This is a genomic window from Aeoliella sp. (assembly GCF_965227375.1).
In the GTDB taxonomy this organism is placed as follows: domain Bacteria; phylum Planctomycetota; class Planctomycetia; order Pirellulales; family Lacipirellulaceae; genus Aeoliella.
Window position 1 is genome coordinate 2,371,482 of sequence record NZ_CBDDFX010000002.1, and the last position, 14,798, is coordinate 2,386,279.

Annotated in this window: 13 protein-coding genes; 12 read left to right on the forward strand and 1 reads right to left on the reverse strand. The window is 57.5% G+C overall.

The genetic code is table 11. The features are described 5' to 3' along the window. Window positions 1-110 precede the first annotated feature (110 nt). From ACQK2L_RS22295 to ACQK2L_RS22310, 4 genes are read left to right on the forward strand one after another with little or no spacing between them, the layout of a single operon-like run. Entirely contained in the window at window positions 111-1,259 is a 1,149-nt protein-coding gene (locus ACQK2L_RS22295; RefSeq protein ID WP_425399258.1) for an AAA family ATPase, read from the forward strand. A gap of 22 nt (window positions 1,260-1,281) precedes the next feature. Further along, entirely contained in the window at window positions 1,282-2,271 is a 990-nt protein-coding gene (locus tag ACQK2L_RS22300; RefSeq protein ID WP_425399259.1) for an AAA family ATPase, read from the forward strand. Between the two features lie 10 nt (window positions 2,272-2,281). Beyond that, window positions 2,282-3,331 carry a protein kinase domain-containing protein gene (locus ACQK2L_RS22305; protein ID WP_425399260.1) on the forward strand — a complete coding sequence of 350 codons (1,050 nt, stop codon included), beginning with the start codon at window positions 2,282-2,284 and terminating at the stop codon, window positions 3,329-3,331. Then, a complete protein-coding gene (locus ACQK2L_RS22310; RefSeq protein WP_425399261.1) occupies window positions 3,328-4,692 on the forward strand; it encodes a CRISPR-associated protein Cas4 in 1,365 nt (454 codons plus the stop codon). Before ACQK2L_RS22305 ends, ACQK2L_RS22310 begins: the two co-directional genes overlap by 4 nt. A 16-nt stretch (window positions 4,693-4,708) precedes the next feature. Here ACQK2L_RS22310 and ACQK2L_RS22315 read toward each other — a convergent pair whose 3' ends face one another. Further along, window positions 4,709-5,659 (reverse strand): protein kinase domain-containing protein, encoded by a 951-nt coding sequence (locus ACQK2L_RS22315; protein WP_425399262.1) that lies wholly within the window; start codon window positions 5,657-5,659, stop codon window positions 4,709-4,711. A gap of 651 nt (window positions 5,660-6,310) precedes the next feature. On the opposite strand from ACQK2L_RS22315, the gene ACQK2L_RS22320 reads away from it, so the two are divergent. From ACQK2L_RS22320 to ACQK2L_RS22355, 8 genes are all read left to right on the forward strand, one after another. Then, a complete protein-coding gene (locus ACQK2L_RS22320; RefSeq protein ID WP_425399263.1) occupies window positions 6,311-6,934 on the forward strand; it encodes a hypothetical protein in 624 nt (207 codons plus the stop codon). A 19-nt stretch (window positions 6,935-6,953) separates the two neighbouring features. Continuing rightward, window positions 6,954-7,646 (forward strand): hypothetical protein, encoded by a 693-nt coding sequence (locus ACQK2L_RS22325; RefSeq protein WP_425399264.1) that lies wholly within the window; start codon window positions 6,954-6,956, stop codon window positions 7,644-7,646. A gap of 1 nt (window position 7,647) precedes the next feature. Then, complete coding sequence (locus ACQK2L_RS22330; protein ID WP_425399265.1) at window positions 7,648-10,236, forward strand: type IV secretion system DNA-binding domain-containing protein; 2,589 nt, start codon at window positions 7,648-7,650, stop codon at window positions 10,234-10,236. Between the two features lie 81 nt (window positions 10,237-10,317). Then, entirely contained in the window at window positions 10,318-11,472 is a 1,155-nt protein-coding gene (locus tag ACQK2L_RS22335; RefSeq protein ID WP_425399266.1) for a hypothetical protein, read from the forward strand. Window positions 11,473-11,554: 82 nt separating this feature from the next. Continuing rightward, a complete protein-coding gene (locus ACQK2L_RS22340) occupies window positions 11,555-12,943 on the forward strand; it encodes an ATP-binding protein (RefSeq protein ID WP_425399267.1) in 1,389 nt (462 codons plus the stop codon). A 656-nt stretch (window positions 12,944-13,599) separates the two neighbouring features. Further along, a complete protein-coding gene (locus ACQK2L_RS22345; RefSeq protein ID WP_425399268.1) occupies window positions 13,600-13,947 on the forward strand; it encodes a hypothetical protein in 348 nt (115 codons plus the stop codon). A gap of 142 nt (window positions 13,948-14,089) precedes the next feature. Beyond that, the gene (locus tag ACQK2L_RS22350; protein WP_425399269.1) at window positions 14,090-14,458 is read left to right on the forward strand and encodes a hypothetical protein; all 369 of its coding nucleotides are present in this window, start codon (window positions 14,090-14,092) and stop codon (window positions 14,456-14,458) included. A gap of 2 nt (window positions 14,459-14,460) precedes the next feature. Then, window positions 14,461-14,748: a hypothetical protein gene (locus ACQK2L_RS22355; RefSeq protein WP_425399270.1), complete on the forward strand. Its 288-nt coding sequence runs from the start codon at window positions 14,461-14,463 to the stop codon at window positions 14,746-14,748. Window positions 14,749-14,798: the final 50 nt, after the last annotated feature.

The following is a 14,798-nucleotide window of genomic DNA, read 5'->3' on the forward strand; positions in this document are numbered from 1 at the left end:
GGCGTGAGTCGTGGTTTTTCCGAGCCAACGTGGTGCTTTCGGCGATGGGTATGTTGTACCTCCTAACCCGCTAAACGAAAATCTACTGTGTCCCTTAAGTTGAGTCTGCCGTGCGTGCCTTTCAGCTATTTCGGATCATCGCCTACGCCCTTGTGGCGTGGCTCGTGGTTTCGATGCTGGGCCGCTGGCACTGGCTGTTGGCGCTACTTGCAACGGTGTTGGCGATCTCAAACGTCGCCATCGTGTGGATGCTGCGAGATGCTCGCCGGCCGCTCGCAATTCTCTGCCGACGTCGTCTAGTCAGGACCTACGTCGGTTGGATCTGCTATCTCACGGGAGAGTTGCTTCCGCTTGAAACAGAGCAACCGACGAATCGAAAGGTGTTGTTGCGCACGAAACGCGACTTTGAGGAGGCGGCCTCGCGGGCCAAGCAAGTCGTCCGTGGACACGACGACGTTATTGTCGCCGCACTTGCTCGCATCTACGAGAATCTGACGCTGCGGAAATCGCGAGGAAATTCTCGGACCGGCAGCCCGCTGGCGTCATTCTTAATCGTCGGCCCAGAAGGGGTCGGCAAACGCTACCTGGCTCGGGTCGTTTCCAAAGTTCTCTATGGCACCAGCGCGATTGAATTGTTCGATTGCGAAAAGCTCCATGTCGATACGCTTATTGGGTCGAAGGATCGCGAAGACCCGCTCCTTGAATCGGTGCGGTCACATCCTTGCACACTGCTACTCTTTGAAAAGATTGAGCACGCGTCTCCCGACGTGGCTGAACTGCTCACCGGACTCATCTCTTCCGGACAAATCAAGCAACCCGGCAGCGATGCCAAGACCTCGTTTCACGATACGACGGTTCTGTTCTCCACAACCCAGTCGGCGGATTCCCTCGCATCGCTCGTTGACACGGGCCTCGGAGAAGCCGTCTTGCAGCAGCGAGTCATGGAAACGCTCAGCGGCGAAACTGCGATCGACTCCAGCCTCTTAAACGTGCTGAGTGAAGTTCTGGTCTGCCAGCCCGTAACCGACCGCACTAAAGCCGAAGTCGTGGCGCTGCTGATGCAAAAAGAGTGCCGCGAACATGGCGTCGAGTTGTCAAACGTGGACCCCGAAATTCTCGCTACCCAAGTCATTCAGCTTGAGGACCAAGACGGATTCGCTCCAGCGCCCGCGCGCGTCAAGAAACTGCTTCGCAAGCCGCTGGTGGCGGCAACTCCTGAGCGCCCGCCCTCGCTCTCTCTCCGCGTAAAGGCTCCCTAGCGGCGCCAAAAAAGGAACTGAAATGGACCCCCTCGACATCACCGATAAAGATCGCCTGTTTGACATGCTGGCTGCCCGCCGCAAAGGCAAGGCCCGCGTCATCGATGAAGCCGATATGCAAGCGGCCCTCAAGCGTCGCGTGCAAGGTCAGGATCATATCGTTGACGCTCTTTGTAAGTTTATCCGCCTGCAATGGGGCAAAGAGCAGCGCGGCAAGCCCATCGCGAATTTGCTCTTTGTCGGCCCGCCCGCGACGGGCAAGACGGAACTCGCCAAAGCGATGGCGGAATATCTGTTTGACGACGAAAAGCACATGCTCCGTTTCGATTGCAGTGAGTTTTCCGGTGCGGAAGGGAAGACACGGCTGATCGGAACCCCGACCGGATACCAAGGCGCCGAACAGGGCGGTCAGTTGACGCGGCCCATGTTTGCCAATCCCCGGCGACTGGTGTTGTTCGATGAAATTGAGAAAGCGTATGCGGGCGTGTTCGACTTGATGCTCTCATTGATGGGAGAGGGGCGACTAACCGAACAAGGCTCTGGCCGCGTCGCCGACTTTACCCAAGCAGTGATCGTGCTGACCAGCAACGCAGAACACGACAGCATCGGGCGGTTGGCCGAGCAGATCGACAAGCCGCAGGAACTCGACGCTGCTGTGCGAAGCGTGCTGAAAGAGTCGAAAACATTCCGTCCAGAGATCATCAGCCGCTTTGATCACGTGTTTGTCTTCAAGCCGCTCGATGACCAAACCCAGGCCCGCATTGCGGGACTCAAGATCGCCAAAGCTGGCGAGGAGTACGGCGTCACCATCCAGCAGATTGCCCCAGAAATCGTCTTTGAAATTGTAACCGTCGGCGAGGAAGAACAAGACGCCAGAGAACTGACTCGGCTGGTTGATGCGAAGCTCGGCGAACTACTGCTCGAAGCCCGTGAGAAGGGATTTACGTGCGTCACCATTCATGTCGGTGAAGATGGCCAACCGGTCGTCGAACAAGCGGCAGAGGACCGGTGAGGACGCAACGATGGAACTCGAACAACGCAACTTTCGCGCTGATCCCTTGAAGCTCAAGCGGCTCCGCATCGCGGCAAGTCTGTCGGCCAAAGACTTTCAGAAGGTGTCGGGGCTCAACAAGGACACGACGCGAAAGTTGCTGCGCGGCGAGCCCGTCTTTTTGAGTACGCTCTCGCAAGCGGTTCAGGAAGCGTTTGGCATCGAGAACCCGCTCGAAGTACTCCACCCAGACGAGCTGGCTGCTCTGGGAGTGCAGACTGAAGTGCCGTCCCCGGGACATGTGTTGGAATGGGAAATTGAGGAGTACTTGAGTGGCTGGCAGAAGACTTCCAATGGGTTGCAATATCAACTGCTCCGCTTGCAGCATCGCTTCTTAGCAGGCCGACTGGCACGCGGAAAGTGCTACGAACTGCGGCATATGTCGAGTGCCGAACAAACGCGCGTGGAAGGGTATTTGCGGCGGCACGTGGAGGTGTGCGAGCAGATTGGCGGCCACGACAACATTACCGAGAATCTGACGGCGGCCCTGGTCGATGGGCTGTGGTGGGTGCTTGATCGCTGGGAAGCGGGAGAATCGTTGGCGGAACGACTGCAAGCGGGTCCGCTCGGTGACTATGAATTGCAGTTCATTATGAAGGGGATCGCAGAGGGGCTGGCTGTGTTACACAAGAGCGGCGTCATTCGCCGCGAATTATCGCCGCAGTCAGTGCTCCTGCGCGAAAGTAGCGATCGACCGATTCTCACCGATATGGAATTGGCCAAGGTCGCTACGGGTGGACCGACAGTGTCGCCAGAGGAGTGGCCAGACGACCCGTATCGCGCGCCGGAAGTGGCTGGCGACGGTCCCTTCGATGTGCGGGCCGACATCTATAGTTGGGGACGCATCTTTGTGCATGGGGTGACAGGAAAACTCTGCGAGCGCGGGCAGGAGAAACTGCCCACTGGTAGTGCGATTCCCAACGCGGTGCGAGAGGTTGTTCTGCAAGCGGTTGAAGTGCTGCCGTCCGCGCGGCCAAGCGATCTCAAGCCGGTTCTCAAGGCGCTCAGGAGCTGGCAATGAGTCGTAAAGTCTTTGAGTATTTTTTTGACCCAGACGACTTGGAGCCGTTCTATTCCGAGCTGCCTCGGTCCAAGCTCACCGCGATCAACCCACTTGAGATGCGAGACGAACGCCTCGCTGAAACCGTCGCGGATTTGGCTGACGGGGAAGGTTCCTCCGTTGGCGACACAACTGCGTCGCCCATGGGAAATGGCGACAATCATTCCCCAGCTAACAAGCCGCCGAAGTCGCAGCGGACAACCAACGAAACAACGAGAGTGGCGAGCGATTCAACAGCAATGCAAATCGGGGGTGCCGTTGCTGGTAATAATCCGGCTGACCAATCCGGCGTGGCGCATCATACGCGAGTCCGTCGCCTGATCAGCGTCCATGCACTCGGACAGTACGTATTCTGTGTCCGATCCGCGATTCTGTCAGCCGAGCTAGGCGACCAGCGAGACATTGACGAACCGCTGGGTCGCTTTACCTATTTGCCGAATTTTGATCGTGAGAGAATTGAAGAGCTGCTCTCGGCGAAGATCACGCAGTTGGGCTTTTTCGTGCTTTACGGAGTTTGCCTAGCGGTGCTGATGAAAATGGGACTTGCCGAGCAAAAACGGTGGGTGTTCTACCCGAGTTTAGCAGGGCTATTGACGCTGACCTTTTGGTCGCTGAGCGTCTTCGTTTGCATCCTCGACTTGGCACTCCGCCGCCGCGCGGCGATCCATGCCGAAGCCCGCGAGCCCGAGCCCAGCATCACGAGTATTGAGCGGATCAACTGGTGGTCAATGCTGCAAGCGGGCTTCGAGCCGGTCGCATACGAGCGGCCGTTTCAGCACCCCGAGTTGCCGCTGGAAGGCTCCCCGTGGCGTGTGTTGCAGCGGGATAGCCGCCGTATTCCGGTCATCAAGTCGGGCGCCCGCGAGCTGGGTCCGAAGCAGGGAGAACTCTACGCCAAACATCAAGTTCGCTTGGTCGCCTACGCGCTGCTGTTAGAAGCGGTGAGTCATATCGAGGTTCCTTATGGCCTAGTGTTTCCCGTCGATTCACCTCACGGTCTTGCCTTTCCGATTTCCGATGAATTGAGAGAGCGTTGCCGGAAGCTGCTCTATGATTTCGAGCAGAAACTGGGCGAGTCTCAGCATGAGAACATCCAGCCGGGGCTACCGGACAACCGTAACCGCTGCTCGCGATGTGACTTCGGAAAACCAGTGCAAACAACGCTCAAAGAAATCGAGAATGCTGACAAAGCAGGGGAGCAACTGGTGGTCTTGCAACATTCCTCGGGCGACCTTTTTCGATGCCAGTGTGCGGATCGATTTGGCTCGGCGCCCCCGCACGAACAAATCGTGAAGCGGGGACTTAGAGTGGTGGTCAGGTAGATGCGAAGTAGATCCGCTACGGTGTTTTCCGCGTCAGATATTTTGCTACGGCGTCGATTCCCGCGACAATAACTGTTTCGATCCGCGAAAGCCGCGCCCCTTTTTGCAGGCTCAAGTGGAGCTTATCCCAGGCGGTTAGCCATTCACTCGACGTAGCAAATCTTTCATCGGGATGAAGTTTGAGGCCGCCACCGACGCATAAATCGAGTAGGCGTAGCGTGCTGCTCGTGATGCGATCCCGCGATGGAATCTTGCGCGACGGATCGCAGTAGGCACTAGCCGCCTTGTTCGCCAGTTGCGGCGTTCCTGCCTGACCGCCAAGCCCATCGTAGGGCAACATGAGCGTCAGCAATTCGTATGCAATCGCGGTGAGCGAAAACATGTCAGAGCGAAAGTCTTCTACCGCGTGCTTGGCGATCCGTTCAGGCGCAGCATAGGGCTGCGTATAGGCGTCTTGTTGTCGCTGGGCAGCTCGCTCGATCGGCCAAGCGGCCCCAAAATCGATCAAAACGAGATTCGATGTGCCCGATGTGATGACGATGTTTGCTGGCGATAGATCGCCATGAATCACGTTCGTTCGGCGATGGTAGTGTGAAAGTCCATGCACCAGTCCGCGTACCAGTCGCACAACCTCACGAACATTCGGGCGAGGCGTTTTTTCATCTCGAATGGAAGCCAGATAGGTGCGCAGATCGACGCCGTGAACCCAGTCAATGATGATGAATAGATCGCCGCGCTGCCTCACAAAATCGACGAGGGCAGGGAAGTTCCGATTTGCGCTCGGTCCGCCCAGTCGTCGCAAAACTTCGAGTTGTTCACGCGATATTTGAGACTGGGACACTTGATGCAAGACGCGGTAGTCACCTTGCGGGCCGGCATGCGGATCGAACACCCGATACGTCCCGCGACTACTGAGTTTTTCGAGTGCGAAATAGGTTCGGCCCCGGACATGAAACGACTCGATCACGGGCTCGGTACGGCCCCGAAATCGGATCGTTTTGCTGTGAGGGCTCGCCATAGATGTCGCTACGTGCCGCTGATCGCTCAGCCGAGCCGGCCTATGCGTTTACGGCGCAACTTTGGGGATCAATGGTTGTGTCTTATGAAATTGGTCAGGAATCCACCCAAAGGCTGATTCTACAAGAGCTTAAAGGCCCTGTGGGGCCAATTCTTTCTCGTCTGGGCCGGACGCATTTTTCGCGGGCACTGCTGCGGCGCAAGTTGCGGGGCCCGAACGAAGCAATTCTCGCCCCAGAATAGCCCCAACATCGTCACTTCTCGGCGGCTACCCGGCGGACAATGCCTAGCAGTTGATTCGCCACGGCTAGGGAGCTTCGCCGATGCTGACCTTTTTTGATTACCTGCGACAACGAGCCTACGAGTCGATCCTCTCCGGTGCTCAGGAAGCACTGGAGGAAATGGAAACCCAGCAAAATCGCAAGGTAGGGAAATCACGGAACCTCAAGTTACCCGCAGCCGCGCAGGACACTCAAGCCGAACGGTCTGGGGAGAAGTCGAATCAACCGTCCTCTCCAGCGAGCGATTCCGAGAGTGACGAAGAACTGCTGCCAGCCCCACGTCGCCGTGGCCGACCGAGAAAACAATCGAAGGGGAAACCGTGACAAGCCACGAAAAACAGATCGTCCGGGTGCTCGCCGAACGGGTCCGCGTTCTCACCATGCGTCAGATCGCCGTCACATGGTGGACCGACACGCGGTGGGGACGCGGCCGAGCTAGCGCCGCCATGAGAAAGTTGGCCGACGCAGGTTGGCTGCATGACCAGCAAGTTCTCACCAGACCGGTCCAGTCATTCGGCACTCCGTTTGTTGCGTGGCGTCCAGGTGATCATTGCCCTGACCTTGCCGCAGTCGCAAGGTCGCTTCACCGTCGCGCGATGGTCGACGCCAAGCCAGTAAAAGTTGTGTTTGCTACGGCCCGCGCTACGACTCTTTTTAGTTCTGGGCGGGCTCCCTCGGTGAAGCTGACTCAGATGACGCATGACCTCAACGTCGCGGAACTCTTCTTGCACTACTTACGGAGCGGCTTACCGGGTGACCGCTGGACGAGCGAAGACCGTTTGCCTCGCGACTGGCCAATCAAAGCACGACCAGACGCATTGGTGCGAAACGAAGCGGGTGAGATTCTCCGCGCGCTCGAATACGGCGGCGACTATCCGGTCAGTCGTTTGGCCGAGCTGCACGATGGACTGTCGAGCATCCACTTAGCCTACGAGATTTGGTAGCCGACCGAGCGAGCCCCTGATGAAACCTTACCAGCGCCATTTGACCGAGCGGGACCACGACATCTTGGAGTTTGTCGTTCGCTACCGCATCGGCACCACGGACTTACTGCGTCAGGCGTGCTTCGAGCCAAACACAACCACTGAGAACGTCGCTCGCGTACTTCAGCGGCTCCAACGCCGGGAGCTGATTCACCGAGTTGTCGCTCCCAGCGGATTCTCTTACTGCACCGCGACGCGGAGGACGTTGGAACTTCTCGGCGCGGAACCCCGCACCCCACGACCGCTGACGGAGCAGACTTTGCCCGTCTTGTTGGCGGTCGCAACTTACTGCGTAGCCAAGGACATCCGCCGACTGACCAGTCACGAATTCTCTGACCTCTACCCAGAGCTTTGGCGGCCCGGAATGCGATCGTCGAGCTATGTGCTGGTCGAGATCGATGAAAAGTTGCGACTAGAACTGCTCATCGTCGATCGCGGGGGCGCTGCCCACCGCATCAACTCGCGAGTTCGTCGCGTGATCGCCCAGCGAAAGGGGCTGCCCAAATTTCATGCCTTGATGAAAGCGGGCCGCTTTCGCATCGCAGTCCTCACCGGCACGCCGGAGCAAGCCGAGAAGATTAACCGCCGCGTCCATCGTCGCCCCTTTGGTCCGATCGAAGTAACGACATTCGTGATTCCCGAACTGGCCGAACTCTTAATGAGAAAGAGATAACATGTTTCAGATTTTTCCTGGTGGCGCCGACGACCTGCTCGATGCTCAAGCGTTGCCGCCTACCGGCAACACCGAACTCAATTACCGAACCCGCCCGCTGTCCCCAGGGCAGGAGTTGCGGCTCACGCTACTGCTCCTGTTCACGACGCTGCCCATGCTCGCCGTTTTAGGCGTCACGCTGCACTTCATCTGTGAACTCATTCCAGTGCTGCGGCACGCTGTGGTGGCGGTTGGAATTCTGCTGCTGATCTGGATCGCCGGTCGCAAGTTGAGCGGGGCGCTCCAAAAACATGATGTCTATGCGGGGCTTGTCTTCGCGGTGATGTGTCTGAGTAGCCTCGCTTGGCACGGGGCCAGTTTGTCAGGCGCTTGGTCGCTGCGAACGGGTTTGATCGCCTGTTGGCTTGCCAGTAGTCTCATCGCGCGTCAGGCGGCAGCCTGGATTCTAGTTGCACCCACGGTGGACCACGAGCGAATGAAACGGTGGCGAGTCAATCTTCCGCAGATCGTTCCGCACGGCGTCTCGCTAGACTGCCCGGAACTGCTGACCTACGCCGTCAGTCCGTTGCTTGTGTTGGTGTCCTGGTATCTGTCGCTGTGGATACTGATTCAGGTCGATGCCGACCTCTGGTTTTGGCCAGTGGCGTTCATCGCCAGCGTGCAAGGGGTTTGGTTCGCTTGGCACCTTCTCGCCGTCGTCTTGGTGCCGTTTCCCAGCCCAGACGAATCGCTGCGGGCAACTTGGCGGGCATTGGTGAACTTTGCCACCTACGACGTTTATCAGACACCGGCAGCCGGCGTGTTTCGCTTTCCAACGCGATGGCTTCGTTCGCCGTGGCGCCGGTGGGCACTGCTGACTACGGCGCTGGTCACACTGGGCTACGGCTACGGTGTTCAGTGCCCTTCGCCGATTGCGATCCTTCAGCAAGGCGGTTCATTTTCGATGCAGGTGCTGGGCAACTTGGTGCTGATGAGTCTGGCTGCTCCGCTGGTGCTGCTGGCAATCATGTGGCTCTCGACGGGATCGCTGCTAGCCCGCTTCGAGAAAGACCTATCCGAGCATCAAGACGAGGAAACTACCGACTGGGATAACTACGTCGAACGGATTGTCAACTCAAGCGACTCGCTCGAACGCGAGCATCTGCTATTGGGAACCAGCGAAACGGGCGACTACCCGATTCTCGTACACCGGGAAATTCACGACCAGCACGGTCATATCTTAGGCGACAGTGGGGCCAGCAAGACAGCGCTGGCAATGGGTCCGCAGGCAACCCAACTGATCGCGCGGGCCGACTCGACGGTCGTGATTGTCGATCTCAAGGGGGACAAGGCGCTGTTTGAAAGTTGCCGCCGCGAGGCGGCCCGCACCCGCAAGTTGCGTTTTCGCTGGATTTCCAACGAAGTCGGCAAATCGACCTTCGCCTTCAATCCGTTCACGCAGTCGCACAACTCGCAACTGTCAGTCGAACAACTTTCGCAGCAGCTCCTCCAAGGACTATCGCTCGACTACGGCATCCAGTACGGAGCGGGCTACTTCACGGCGATGAACGAGATCGTGCTCAACAACGTGCTTCGCCAGACTGGCTCGCGATCGTTTAGGGAACTGAGCGGTCACTTGGCGGACCGCGACTGGTATCGGAGGATTGGTTACGAAGAGGATTGGAAGCAAGCCCGCCACTTGGCGGCGCTCGTCGCCCGGCTAGGAGGCAGCCAAGCGATGAATGTGGTGCCTAGCATGTTCACCGACCAGCCGGAAGTTCACAACCAGGCGATCGATGTCGCTAACTTGTATGAGGAGCCGCAGGTGATCTATCTCTGGTTGCGCTCGGCGGTCGAACCGACCAACGCGCCGGCGATGGCCCGGCTGTTCTTGTGGGCCATGTTCACCGCCGCCAGTCACCAGCCGCAGGACCAGAATCGGGTCTACTTTTTCATCGACGAAATGCAGCAGATTATCAGCGACGGGATTAAGCTCATCTTCGAGCAGTTCCGTGATCTGGGTGGCACCATCATTGCCGCCCATCAAACGGCGGGCCAACTCCGACGGCAAGGGACTGACTTGGGAGATACCATCGACTCCTGCACGGCGGTAAAGCAGGTGTTCCGAGCGTCGGACCTCCATTCACTCGAACGGCTGGAAAAACTCTCCGGCATCAAACGAGAAGCAGCCGCTACGTGGTATCAAGCCTACGAGCGAGGCAGCGGCGACCTAACGGATCGGTACGATGAAATCCACGCGGAGGAGGGGATGGTCCGGGTCTCCGAGAAAGATCAGAGTCGCTATGACCGCGAAGCCCTGCAAGCAATCAGCTCACGGCGGCATTCGAGCCTGGTTCGCTTTACCTTCGGGAGCGGCTACACCCAGTTTGCCGGCAGGTCGATCCCGATGAAATCCGAATACCACATCAGTTATGAGCAGTACCTCAAGCGTCGTCAGCAGCCGTGGCCCACGGCTCCCGGAGCCTTTGTCATCCAGCCGCCGACTCCCGACGAGCCTTCGGCAACCATTCCGCAAGAAGCCTCGATGGATGAAGGGGAAAAGGAATTTGGCGGGGAATTTCAAGATCGGGGCCGACCTGCAACAATATAGGCGTCGTTTTGGTCGAGTACGTGCTCGCTGGCGTCACTTGACCACGGTTCGCCCGTGAGGTTGTCGCGGAAGGTTCGCAATATGCATTATCTGTTCTACAAAGCGCGTTGGTACATCGGCGTTGCGCTCCTGCTCTGTCTGGCGATCACCGTGATGAAATACTCGGCCTGGATCGATCGCAAGTTCTTCGGCAATTCCCGTCAACCGGCAAACGTCTCACAACAAACCGCGCCGGGCGGCCTGCCCAGCAACGCGATCTCATCGACAAATCAACATTCACTGTTGGCATCGCCATCGTCGCCGAGCGACATTCGCACACAACTTGGTCAGGCCCAGTCGCTGTTAAGCAAGGCGTCGAATTATGCGTCCGATGCACTGGAACAGACCTTCACATGGGAAAGTGAAATCGAGTCGCTCAACGAGCAAGCAATGGTGGAACCGTTCGCTGGGGAAGAGGGCGGGGAGACGTCAAAGTTGTTTGATCGACTCGCCTACGTGGTCCGGCGAGAACGAACGAGCGCAGAGGAGCTTCGCGAGGCGACAACAAAGATTGAGTCGCTCCAGGCGAAAGTCGAAAACCTGATGAATCAATCGAGTCCGGCGGCACTCTCGCCCATCGAACTTGCCGACATCAGCCAGCTTCACGCGACCAGCAAGAATGCGAGCGAAGATTGGAAACGGGACGTCGAACAGGCATTGGCAATCAAGCACCTCATCGAAACGCGAAGCCAGAAGGCTGATAGCGAACTGGCGCCTGCGACCGTGGGCGGCAAACTCAAAGACGCCGAAGCCCAGGCAGCCCTCGATGCCCTGGAGAACCAAATCGAACGCGAAGCGGAGCAAGAAGAAGCGCGTCGAGAAAAAGAAGTTCGCGAGGCGGAACTACTCGCCAGAGCCACTTCTCCAGATGTGAAGGCGATCCTAGCGCCTTTCCTCCAGCCACGGGATGTCCAGCCGAGAATGTCGGGCGCGTCGATTGCCTTCACGCGAACCACCGACAAGAAGCCAATGTCGCTCTCGGCGCTCTATGGCATCAACGCCCTGGGGGACTCGATCGAAGGCTTAAAACGACTCGCAAAGTTGGGTGGCCATCGCAAACTGTCCGAACCACGGTGGTCCGTGCATTCTCAGCCGAATAATTGGAGTGAGGATGACAAAGCGATGCTCCAAGAAGCTCAACAATTGCTTCGCGATTACGGCCCGGTGCTGGTGAAGGCGGGGTTGCTCTCGGAATGAACGGCCATCAGGCGAGGTCTCGCGGATAGGAGTAAAGAATGATTGACTTGGGAGACAGGATGATCTGACAAGTAGATGGCATATGGATAGCGAATCATTACGACAACTGGTGGCTGGCGGAGAATCGGACCGACTGGAATTCAAGCGGACGACGGGTGAGTTGCGGCCTGCGATGGAGTCACTGTGCGCGTTTCTCAACGGCAGCGGCGGGCAAGTCCTGATCGGCGTTTCCGATTCCGGAAAAATACTTGGTCAGCAAGTGGCCGATTCAACATTACGCGAGGTAGGCCAAGCTCTCCAACGCCTTGAGCCGCCAGCAGTCATCGAGCAAGAGCGAATCCCCGTCGGCAACAATTTGGAAGTCTTACGTTTTGCCGTCGGTCCAGGTGACTCGCAACCGTTCATGTACGACGGTCGCGCTTGGCGGCGTGTGGGGACAACGACTCAGCGGATGCCCGCGGCGGAGTACGAACAACGCTTGTTGAGCCGTCTCCATTCGCAGCATCGTTGGGAGAACCGCGTTGCCGAAGGCTTCGCTGTCAAAGAACTCGATACAGGAGAAATCGTCGCGACCGTGAAGTCAGCCATTGACGGCGGTCGCTTAGACGCCTCAATTACGACCGCCGACGAAGTGCTTACCCGCCTCGGACTGGTAGTTGACGGCCAAGTGCTGCAAGCGGCGGTCGTCGCCTTCGCCAGCGACGTCTTGCCCAAGTATCCGCAATGCGGACTTCGCTTGGCCCGCTTTCGCGGCGTCACAAAGACCGAATTTCTTGATCAGAACCAATTGACGGGTCATGCGTTTGATTTGCTGAGTGAGGCAAACCTGTTTATCAGGCGTCATCTGCCAGTAGCGGGAAGAATCGATCCGGGTGTGTTTGATCGGGAGGATCAGCCGATATTTCCACCACTCGCCTTGCGGGAAGCACTCGTCAACGCATTCTGCCATCGTGACTATTCGATTCCCGGCGGCGCAGTCAGCGTAGGCATTTTCGACGATCGCTTGGAAATCACGAGCACGGGCGTTCTCCCACAAGGTATTACTGTCGACGACCTCAAACGCGAGCATACTTCCCAGCCCAGAAACCCGTTGTTGGCCGAAGTGTTTTATCGCCGGGGTCTGATTGAACGGTGGGGACGCGGAACGCAAAAGATCGTCGAGTTGTGTCAGGCAGCCGGCCACCCCGAACCAGAATTTGAGGAGCGGGCAGGCGAGGTTGTAGTACGATTTATCGCTGGCGACTACACGCCGCCGCATCGTGTCGGCCACGATCTAAACGAGCGACAACGGGAACTATTGCAGATTCTGGCCGATGGCGGGACGAAACGGTTCAGTGACATCTACCAGCAGATCCAAAAGCCGCCTGCGGAGCGAACCGTCCGCGAAGACCTTCGGCTGCTGCGGGAACTGGGGATGGTCGAACTGAGCGGCCATGGCGCCGGGGCGCGTTGGAAGCTGGCCGAACAATAAGGCAGTCCGCCGAACTCAATGCACTGGAGCAGGCCCTCTCGCGGTGAAGTAAGCCTTGTCATTTCAACGGGTTAGGGCGACTGGTGAATAAGGCAGAATAAGGCAATTCTGGCCCTCCTCAGTGTGCCACGTCCTCGCCGCTGCGTCGCGAATCCACTGCACCCGCGACTCTTCTCCATCGAGCTGCGTGGGCCGAGTCGAATCGGCGCCAGCTCACCGATTCGCCTCGGGCGATTGCCTCAGAATCGCCCCAGAATCGTCTCTCTCGCCGCATCCGCGATCCTAAACTTAGGGCATCACTGAACTCTCTTACCTGTCTCCGAGAGACGCTTAAAGAAGGGAGACGACTTCCGACACCTGCCCGGAAGAAAAACTTGGCAGCAGACATACGCAAACGCTTACGCCGGAGAGATTCAACGCGGCAATCAACGTTTCGTGGCGAGTTCCAACGGCCAAAGTGTGTATGTCGGCAAGTGGCTCCATTGTGGAGCCATTTGCATAGAGTGTTCTCGCGAGGACCCAAAGCGATGTTCGTTCGACGATCCACGACGGAACGAGATCGCGGTAACGCCGTTAGGCGTCGCCGGGGAATTCAGACCGAATTCCATGAACTAACTTGTGGCTGCAAGCCGCAACTAACAACAGGAGACATCGCCATGGCATTGGAAGCTGGTGGTCAAAGGTTTTGCAAGGTTGTTCACTCCGAGAACGGGCGAACTTCGACGCGGAGGATTCACACCATGACGGTGCAAGCTGCTGACGGCAGACTGCATCATCTCGATGGTCGTAGTCTTCCCGATTCGATTTCGCTGTATTCGGGCGTCTCTTATCGCGGTGCGCACTTGGCCGAAGTGCTGTTGAACCCTAAGGACGCGAAGGCTTCTCCGATTCTGCCAACCACCGGTTGGATATCGAAACGGGACGCTTTCTTTTTGGTGTTGGGCTTTTTCTTTTTCAGCGCGATTCGTTTTCTCGCTGAAGAAACAGCCCTAGCACTGATGTAATGCTTAGCACATGAGAGACCAATTCGGCCTGGTCCTCTCGTGTGCTTTTTTTCGCGGCGAACAGCCACTTAATGTGGCTCGCTTGCGACCTAGAGTCTGAGTTTCAGAGTCGACGTAGGACGGCGACTTTGGGAGCGCGTGATTGGCTATGCCATTCACATGGTTGAAAAACAAAGCGGTCGGCACGGGTATGGATTCGGTCGGTCGCGCAACGAAAGGAGGTGTCATGGGGAAAAAACAACCTGCCCATGAGATCAAGTTGGGGAAAATCAGAGTCGCGATTTGGGCGAACGAAACGGAGGATCAGAAAATCTGGTTCACCGCAGTCGTCTCGCGAATCTACAAAAGTGGTGACCAGTGGCGGGGCACGACGACGCTCAAGCATGATGACTTGCCGATCGCGATGAAGGCGATCGACATGGCGTATGCGTGGATTTGGGAGAAGAATGTCCAAGTCGAACGAGCCGAGCGTAGTGCAGCCAGCGAAGTGCTGGCAGACGCTGGGAGGTAGCCATGTCAAGAATCCCAATCACGCTCATGGCAATGCAGCTTGGTACCCACTACGTGTCGCGGAAGGCAGCGGGGCGTCTCAACTCGAAAGACGCAATGGATAGCCTAGACCGTCACATGATTGGTGATTACGGGGACGTGGATGAGTTCGATTGGAAAACGAACGACCTTGCTTGGGAATATGGTTTCCCGGTCGTCTCGTCTTACGTCGATCGCAAGAAAACCCGTTTTCTGATCATTACGGAAGCGGATCGTTCAGCAACAACGATCCTACTCCCGGAAGAATACTGAGCTGATTGGTAGGTTTGTTTCCAAGGTTTTTGAGGGGGAGTGTTCACAGC

Excerpts from the sequence above, each read along its gene's own strand:
- ACQK2L_RS22300 (WP_425399259.1), top strand. The coding sequence starts at position 1,282 with ATGGACCCCCTCGACATCACCGATAAAGATCGCCTGTTTGACATGCTG.
- ACQK2L_RS22305 (WP_425399260.1), top strand. The coding sequence starts at position 2,282 with ATGGAACTCGAACAACGCAACTTTCGCGCTGATCCCTTGAAGCTCAAG.
- ACQK2L_RS22310 (WP_425399261.1), top strand. The coding sequence starts at position 3,328 with ATGAGTCGTAAAGTCTTTGAGTATTTTTTTGACCCAGACGACTTGGAG.
- ACQK2L_RS22325 (WP_425399264.1), top strand. The coding sequence starts at position 6,954 with ATGAAACCTTACCAGCGCCATTTGACCGAGCGGGACCACGACATCTTG.
- ACQK2L_RS22330 (WP_425399265.1), top strand. The coding sequence starts at position 7,648 with ATGTTTCAGATTTTTCCTGGTGGCGCCGACGACCTGCTCGATGCTCAA.
- ACQK2L_RS22335 (WP_425399266.1), top strand. The coding sequence starts at position 10,318 with ATGCATTATCTGTTCTACAAAGCGCGTTGGTACATCGGCGTTGCGCTC.
- ACQK2L_RS22340 (WP_425399267.1), top strand. The coding sequence starts at position 11,555 with ATGGATAGCGAATCATTACGACAACTGGTGGCTGGCGGAGAATCGGAC.
- ACQK2L_RS22345 (WP_425399268.1), top strand. The coding sequence starts at position 13,600 with ATGGCATTGGAAGCTGGTGGTCAAAGGTTTTGCAAGGTTGTTCACTCC.
- ACQK2L_RS22355 (WP_425399270.1), top strand. The coding sequence starts at position 14,461 with ATGTCAAGAATCCCAATCACGCTCATGGCAATGCAGCTTGGTACCCAC.